This is a genomic window from Burkholderia sp. 3C (genome assembly GCF_054589155.1).
The window spans coordinates 54,144-60,697 of record NZ_BAAILN010000159.1; the positions used below are offsets into that span (position 1 = coordinate 54,144).

Consider the following 6,554-nt stretch of genomic DNA (forward strand, 5'->3'; position numbering starts at 1 on the left):
CGTCTGCGCCTCGCCTTCGCGCGTCGCACGCACCTTGCCGATCTTCCAGACCTGCTCGCCCGCGGCGCTCAGGTCGGCCACGGCCGCATCGGCATCTGCTGCCGACACGATCACGGCCATGCCGATGCCGCAGTTGAACACGCGATGCATTTCCGCGTCGGCCACGCCGCCGTGCTGCTGCAGCCACTGGAACAGCGGCGGCAGCGTCCATGCGTTCTGGTCGAGCTCGGCCGTCAGGCCTTCGCGCAGCACGCGCGGGATGTTCTCGACCAAACCGCCGCCGGTGATGTGGGCCATGCCCTTGACCGGCAGCTTCGCCATCAGCGCGAGAAGCGGCTTGACGTAGATGCGCGTGGGCGCGATCAGCGCATCGGCCAGCGTGCGGCCGTCGAATTCGGCGTTCAGATCGGGATTCGCGCGCTCGATGATCTTGCGCACCAGCGAGAAACCGTTCGAGTGGATACCGCTCGACGCCAGGCCCAGCACCACGTCGCCCTCGGCGATCGTGCTGCCGTCGATGATCTTGCTCTTTTCGACCGCGCCGACGGCAAAGCCGGCCAGATCGTATTCGCCATCCGGGTACATGCCCGGCATTTCCGCGGTTTCGCCGCCGATCAGCGCGCAACCCGACAGCTCGCAGCCCTTCGCGATGCCCTTGATCACGTCGGCGGCCGTGTCGACGTCGAGCTTGCCGCACGCGAAGTAATCGAGGAAGAACAGCGGCTCGGCGCCTTGCACGAGGATGTCGTTGACGCTCATCGCGACCAGATCCTGGCCGACCGTGTCGTGGCGGTTCAGGTGGAACGCCAGCTTCAGCTTGGTGCCGACGCCGTCGGTGCCCGACACCAGCACCGGTTCCTTGTAACGCTTGGGCACTTCGAACAGTGCGCCGAATCCGCCGATCCCGCCGAGCACGCCTTCGCGCAGCGTTTTCTTCGCAAAGGGCTTGATCTTGTCGATGAGCGCGTCGCCCGCGTCGATGTCGACGCCCGCATCACGGTAGGAAAGACCTTGGGCGTCGGGAGCGGATTTCGGAGAAGTCATGGGGGAATGCGAGAAGGTCGGTAAAATGCGATTTTACCCGAAGCCGGACGCCCGGCCGAATTACCGCGCCGATCTTTCGACGGAAACCATCGTGTCCGAATCGTCCCCGATTTCATCGCAGGCCATCGTGCCCGCCACGCCGCGCCATGCGCCGCCGCGCGGGCCGCGCCGTTCAGGGCCTGCGCGCCCTGGCGGCACGCCGCGTGCGGCTGCCTGCGCCGTGGCGTTTGCGCATCGGCGCGGCGGCTCCGGCACGGCCGCCGGCGCATGGCGCGCGCCCGACCTCGACCGATCCGCATCGTGACCGCCACCCGTCAACTGACGCTCGACCTCGGTACCCCGCCGCCCCGGACCTTCGAGAATTTCACCATCGGCGCGAACCACGAACTCGTGTCGCGGCTGCGCCGGCTCGATCTCGCGCTCGCAGCCGGCCCGGTGGCCGACCGTTCGTTCTACGTATGGGGCGAAGCCGGCAGCGGCCGCAGCCATCTGCTGCAAGCGCTCGTCTACGACACCTCCTACGGCAGCGCGCGCTACCTGACGCCGCAAAGCCCGCTCGGCGCGATCGCGTTCGACCCGCGCGTCTCGCTGTATGCGGTCGACGACATCGACGCGATGAGCGACACCCAGCAGATCGCCCTGTTCAACCTGTTCAACGAGGTGCGCGCCCATCCGTCGAGCGCGTTCGTCGGCGCGGGGCCGGCCGCGCCGCTCGCGCTCGACGTGCGCGAGGACCTGCGCACGCGGCTAGGCTGGGGCCTGGTGTTCCATCTCGCGCCGCTGTCGGACGCCGACAAGGCCGCCGTCTTCAAGCGGGCCGCCAAGGATCGCGGCATCGCGATCGCCGACGACGTGCCCGCCTACCTGCTCACCCATTACCGGCGCGACATGCCGAGCCTGATGGCCCTCCTCGATGCACTCGATCGCTTCTCGCTCGAACAGAAACGCGCCGTGACGCTGCCGCTGCTGCGTACGCTGCTGGCCACGCTGGAGCGCGAAGCGGCCGTCGCGGCCGGCGCTTCCGGCCGGATCAAGTAGCTTCAAGTAAAATGCCCCTCCATGACAAATCTGGCACTCTTTGACCTCGATCACACGCTGATCCCCACCGACAGCGACCACGAATGGGGTCGCTTCATGATCAAGCTCGGCCTCGTCGATGCGGAGCGCTTCCGCGCGCAAAACGACCGCTTCTACGCCGACTACAAGGCCGGCACGCTCGACATCCACGCTTATCTGGCCGCCGCGCTGGCGCCGCTCGCGCAGCATCCGCGCGCCCAGCTCGACGCCTGGCACGAGCAGTACATGCACGAGGTGATCCGCCCGGCCATGCTGCCGGCCGCCGTCGATCTGGTCCGCCAGCACCGTGAAGCCGGCGATCTGTGCTGCATCGTCACGGCCACCAATGCCTTCGTCACGCGGCCGATCGCCACGGCCTTCGGCGTCGAAACGCTGATCGCCTGCGAAGTCGAAACCGTCGACGGCCATCCGGCCTCCGACCTGACCGGCCGCGCCACCGGCCTACCGAGCTTTCGCGAAGGCAAGATCGCGCGCACCGAAGCGTGGCTCGCCTCGCTCGGCAAATCGCTGGCCGATTTCGAACACAGCTATTTCTACAGCGATTCGCACAACGATATTCCGCTGCTCGCGAAAGTCACCGACCCGATCGCCACCAACCCCGACGACACGCTGCGCGCCCATGCCCGCGAGCAAGGCTGGCGCATCCTCGAACTCTTCCAAGCCTCGTGATCAAAAAATTCATCCGCAAGCTGCTCGGGCAGGACGACACCGCCGCCCACGACGACGCCCCGCATTCCGGCGCCCCCGATTCCTCGCCTGAGGCCATCGCCGCGGCGAAAAAGCAGGCCGCACGCGACGCCGCCAAGGTCGCCGCGAGTCGCACCGATCCCACCATCGTGCCGGCCGCCGTGCATGGCATCGATCCCTCGCTGATCTCGCGCAACGCCGTGCGCGTGACCGACACGCTGCAGCAGGCCGGGTTCCGCGCCTTCATCGTAGGCGGCGCGGTACGCGACCTGCTGTTCGGCATCGCACCGAAGGATTTCGACGTCGCCACCGACGCCACGCCCACCGAGGTGCAGCGCCTGTTTCGCCGCGCCCGCGTGATCGGCCGCCGGTTCCAGATCGTCCACGTGCAGTTCGGCCAGGAGCTGATCGAGGTGTCGACGTTCCGCGCGCTCGTCGATGCGCCGGCCGACGCCCCCGCCCCGGCCCCCGCGGCCGCCGACGATGCGGCCCCGCCGCGCCGCCTGAAGCGCGACGAACTCGACCGCCGCACCCACGCGGTCGACGCGAGCGGCCGCGTGCTGCGCGACAACGTCTGGGGCGAGCAGCACGAAGATGCGGCCCGCCGCGACTTCACGATCAACGCGATGTATTACGACCCCGCGACGCAAACGGTGCTCGATTACCACGACGGCATGGCCGACATGCGCGCACGACTCTTGCGCATGATCGGCGATCCGGCCACGCGCTATCGTGAAGATCCGGTGCGGATGCTGCGCGTGGCGCGCTTCGCGGCCAAGCTCGGTTTCGACATCGAACCCCACACGCGCGACCCGATCAAGCCGCTGGCGGACCTGATCGGCAACGTGCCGGCCGCGCGCCTGTTCGACGAAATGCTGAAGCTGCTGCTGTCGGGCCACGCGCTGGCCTGCCTCAAGCAGCTGCGCAGCGAGGGCCTGCATCACGGCCTGCTGCCACTGCTCGACGTGGTGCTCGAACAGCCGCAGGGCGAGAAGTTCATCACGCTCGCGCTGAACAACACCGACGCGCGAGTGCGCGCCGGCAAGTCGGTTTCGCCGGGTTTCCTGTTCGCCACGCTGCTCTGGCACGACATGCGCCAGCGCTGGAACCAGAACGTCGCGAACGGCGAGTTCCCGGTGCCCGCACTGCAACGCGCGATGGACGACGTGCTCGAAATGCAGACCGAGAAGCTCGCGATCCACAAGCGCTACTCGGCCGACATGCGTGAAATCTGGGGCCTGCAACTGCGCCTCGAGAAGCGCTCGGGCCGCGGCGCGATCCGGCTGCTGGAACACCAAAGATTTAGAGCGGGGTATGATTTCCTCCTGCTGCGCTGCGAGTCCGGCGAACTGGACGAATCGGTGGCGCAGTGGTGGACGGATTTCATGGACGGCGATGTCGCCGCTCGCGAAGCGCTGCTGACCTCGGGCACGCCGCGCGACCCCGCCGCGGCCGCCCCGCGCAAGCGCCGCCGCCGTGGCGGCGTGCGTAACCGGCGGCCCGACGACGGCACCGCACCGGCAACGGATACGCCGGCAGCGGACGCGGACGACTGAGCCGCCGGACGACGCAGGAAGTGGATGCCATGACGGTTGCTTATCTCGGGCTCGGCGCGAATCTCGGCGATGCGCGCCAGGCATTGAAGGATGCGGTGGTCTGCCTCGCGCAACAGTGCGGCGCGGTCGTCGTGCTCGGCAAATCGAGCCTCTATCGTACGGCCCCGATCGACGCGGGCGGCGACGATTACTACAACTGCGCGGTCAAGATCGAGACGCGGCTGCCGGCGCGCGAATTGCTGAAGCTGTGCCAGCAGATCGAGCACCACTTCGGCCGCGAGCGGCCGTTCCACAACGCGCCGCGCACGCTCGACATCGACATCCTGCTGTACGGCGAACACACCATCGACGAACCCGATCTGGTGGTGCCCCATCCGCGCCTCACGGGCCGCGCCTTCGTACTGGTGCCGCTGATCGAGCTCGATCCGGCGCTGGCGATCCCGATCCACGGCAGCGCGCAGGCGTTTCTGACGGCGGTGTCGGATCAGCGCATCGAGAAGGTCCAAACCTGCCAGTGCCTGATGGCGATGAAGGCCGCGAACGACAAAAGCCGCTGCCCATGAACGCCACGCCGTTGACTGCCGCACCGCTGACCGTCACACCACCCGATTCGCGCCCGCCCTATCGCCATATCGCGATCGAGGGGCCGATCGGCGTCGGCAAGACCACGCTCGCGCAGCTGATCGCCGAACGCTGGGCGATGCGCACGCTGCTCGAACGCCCGCAGGACAACCCGTTTCTCGAACGCTTCTATCGCGAAGGCGCACGTCATGCGCTGCCGGCGCAGTTGTCGTTCGCATTGCAGCGCGCGCAGCAGGCGCAGGAGCTGGCTGCGGCTCAAGCCGCCGGCCTCGCGCTGGTGGCCGATTTCATGCCGCAGAAGAACGACATCTTCGCGCGGCTCACGCTCGGCGACGACGAATGGCAGCTGTATCGCACGCTCGCCGAACGGATCGACGTGCCGGCCCCGGCGCCCGATCTGGTCGTGTATCTGCAGGCCAGCCCCGAGGTGCTCTACGCGCGTATCCAGAAGCGCGGCATCCCGATGGAGCTGCAGATCGGCGACGCCTACCTGCGCTCGCTGTGCGACGCCTACAACGAATTCTTCTACCACTACGACCGCACGCCGGTCCTCACCGTCGCGGCGGAACACCTGAATCCGCTCGACTCGCCCGACGACCTTGCACTGCTGATGACCCGCATCGAAACCATGCGCGGCCGCAAGGAATCCTTCGTCAAGGGTGGCGCCGACCGCTGAAACGCGTCGGTGGCCGCCTGTGTTTTCTCACGAACCGGATCTCCCCATGACCTATCTCCAGGAATCGAGCCGACCGGCCGTTACCGTGCCGAAGCTGCAGCAGATGCGCGAGGCCGGCGACAGGATCGCGATGCTGACCTGCTACGACGCCAGCTTCGCGGCGCTGCTCGACCGCGCCGGCGTCGACGCGCTGCTGATCGGCGATTCGCTCGGCAACGTGCTGCAAGGCCAGGCCACCACGCTGCCGGTCACGCTCGACGAGATCGCGTATCACACGGCCTGCGTGGCGCGCGCCCAGCCGCGCGCGCTGATCGTGGCCGACCTGCCGTTCGGCACCTACGGCACGCCGGCTCAGGCATTCGACAGCTCGGTGAAGCTGATGCGCGCGGGCGCGCAGATGGTCAAGCTCGAAGGCGGCGAATGGCTGGCCGAGACGGTGCGCTTCCTGGTGGAGCGCGCGATTCCGGTGTGTCCGCACCTCGGGCTCACGCCGCAATCGGTGCACGCGTTCGGCGGCTTCAAGGTGCAGGGCAAGACCGAGGCCGGCGCGGCGCAACTGCTGCGCGACGCGAAGGCGCTGGAGCAGGCCGGCGGCCAGTTGATGGTGCTCGAAGCGGTGCCCACGCTGCTCGCCTCGGAACTGACGCAGTCCATCACCACGCCGACCATCGGCATCGGCGCCGGCGCGAGCTGCTCGGGCCAGGTGCTGGTGCTGCACGACATGCTGGGCGTGTTTCCCGGCAAGCGCCCGCGCTTCGTCAAGGATTTCATGCACGGCCAGCCGAGCATCTTCGCGGCGGTCGAAGCCTATGTGCGCGCCGTCAAGGACGGCAGCTTCCCCGGCCCCGAGCATTCGTTCTGAGCGATCGCGGCGGCGGCAGCCGCTGCGGATACCGATACGGATAAAAAAAGCGCGGCACCCTGAACCGGGT

General features: G+C 67.9%; 7 protein-coding genes. 6 read left to right on the forward strand and 1 reads right to left on the reverse strand.

The features are described from left to right. Positions 1–1,044: phosphoribosylformylglycinamidine cyclo-ligase (gene purM, locus ACYP33_RS34295; RefSeq protein WP_459625543.1), on the reverse strand; the 1,044-nt coding region annotated here is incomplete at its 3' end. Positions 1,045–1,344: 300 nt separating this feature from the next. Here purM and hda point away from each other — a divergent pair. The 6 genes from hda to panB are packed head-to-tail and all read left to right on the forward strand — an operon-like array spanning position 1,345 to position 6,484. Next, positions 1,345–2,082 (forward strand): DnaA regulatory inactivator Hda, encoded by a 738-nt coding sequence (hda, locus tag ACYP33_RS34300; RefSeq protein WP_414444002.1) that lies wholly within the window; start codon positions 1,345–1,347, stop codon positions 2,080–2,082. A gap of 21 nt (positions 2,083–2,103) precedes the next feature. Then, a complete protein-coding gene (locus tag ACYP33_RS34305) occupies positions 2,104–2,790 on the forward strand; it encodes a histidinol-phosphatase (RefSeq protein ID WP_414450300.1) in 687 nt (228 codons plus the stop codon). Then, positions 2,787–4,364, forward strand: coding sequence for a polynucleotide adenylyltransferase PcnB (gene pcnB / locus ACYP33_RS34310; protein ID WP_459625545.1), 1,578 nt, complete (start codon positions 2,787–2,789; stop codon positions 4,362–4,364). The genes ACYP33_RS34305 and pcnB overlap by 4 nt, the downstream gene beginning before the upstream one ends. Before the next feature lie 29 nt (positions 4,365–4,393). Further along, positions 4,394–4,927, forward strand: a complete 534-nt coding sequence (folK, locus tag ACYP33_RS34315) for a 2-amino-4-hydroxy-6-hydroxymethyldihydropteridine diphosphokinase (protein ID WP_414443999.1) — start codon at positions 4,394–4,396, stop codon at positions 4,925–4,927. An 11-nt stretch (positions 4,928–4,938) separates the two neighbouring features. Beyond that, positions 4,939–5,622, forward strand: a complete 684-nt coding sequence (locus ACYP33_RS34320; protein ID WP_414451998.1) for a deoxynucleoside kinase — start codon at positions 4,939–4,941, stop codon at positions 5,620–5,622. Between the two features lie 46 nt (positions 5,623–5,668). Beyond that, positions 5,669–6,484 (forward strand): 3-methyl-2-oxobutanoate hydroxymethyltransferase, encoded by an 816-nt coding sequence (panB, locus tag ACYP33_RS34325; RefSeq protein WP_414443997.1) that lies wholly within the window; start codon positions 5,669–5,671, stop codon positions 6,482–6,484. The last annotated feature ends 70 nt before the right edge of the window (positions 6,485–6,554 follow it).

Bases quoted from the DNA above. Each gene is read 5' to 3' on its own strand.
- ACYP33_RS34305 (WP_414450300.1), top strand. From the start codon at position 2,104: ATGACAAATCTGGCACTCTTTGACCTCGATCACACGCTGATCCCCACC.
- folK (WP_414443999.1), top strand. From the start codon at position 4,394: ATGACGGTTGCTTATCTCGGGCTCGGCGCGAATCTCGGCGATGCGCGC.
- panB (WP_414443997.1), top strand. From the start codon at position 5,669: ATGACCTATCTCCAGGAATCGAGCCGACCGGCCGTTACCGTGCCGAAG.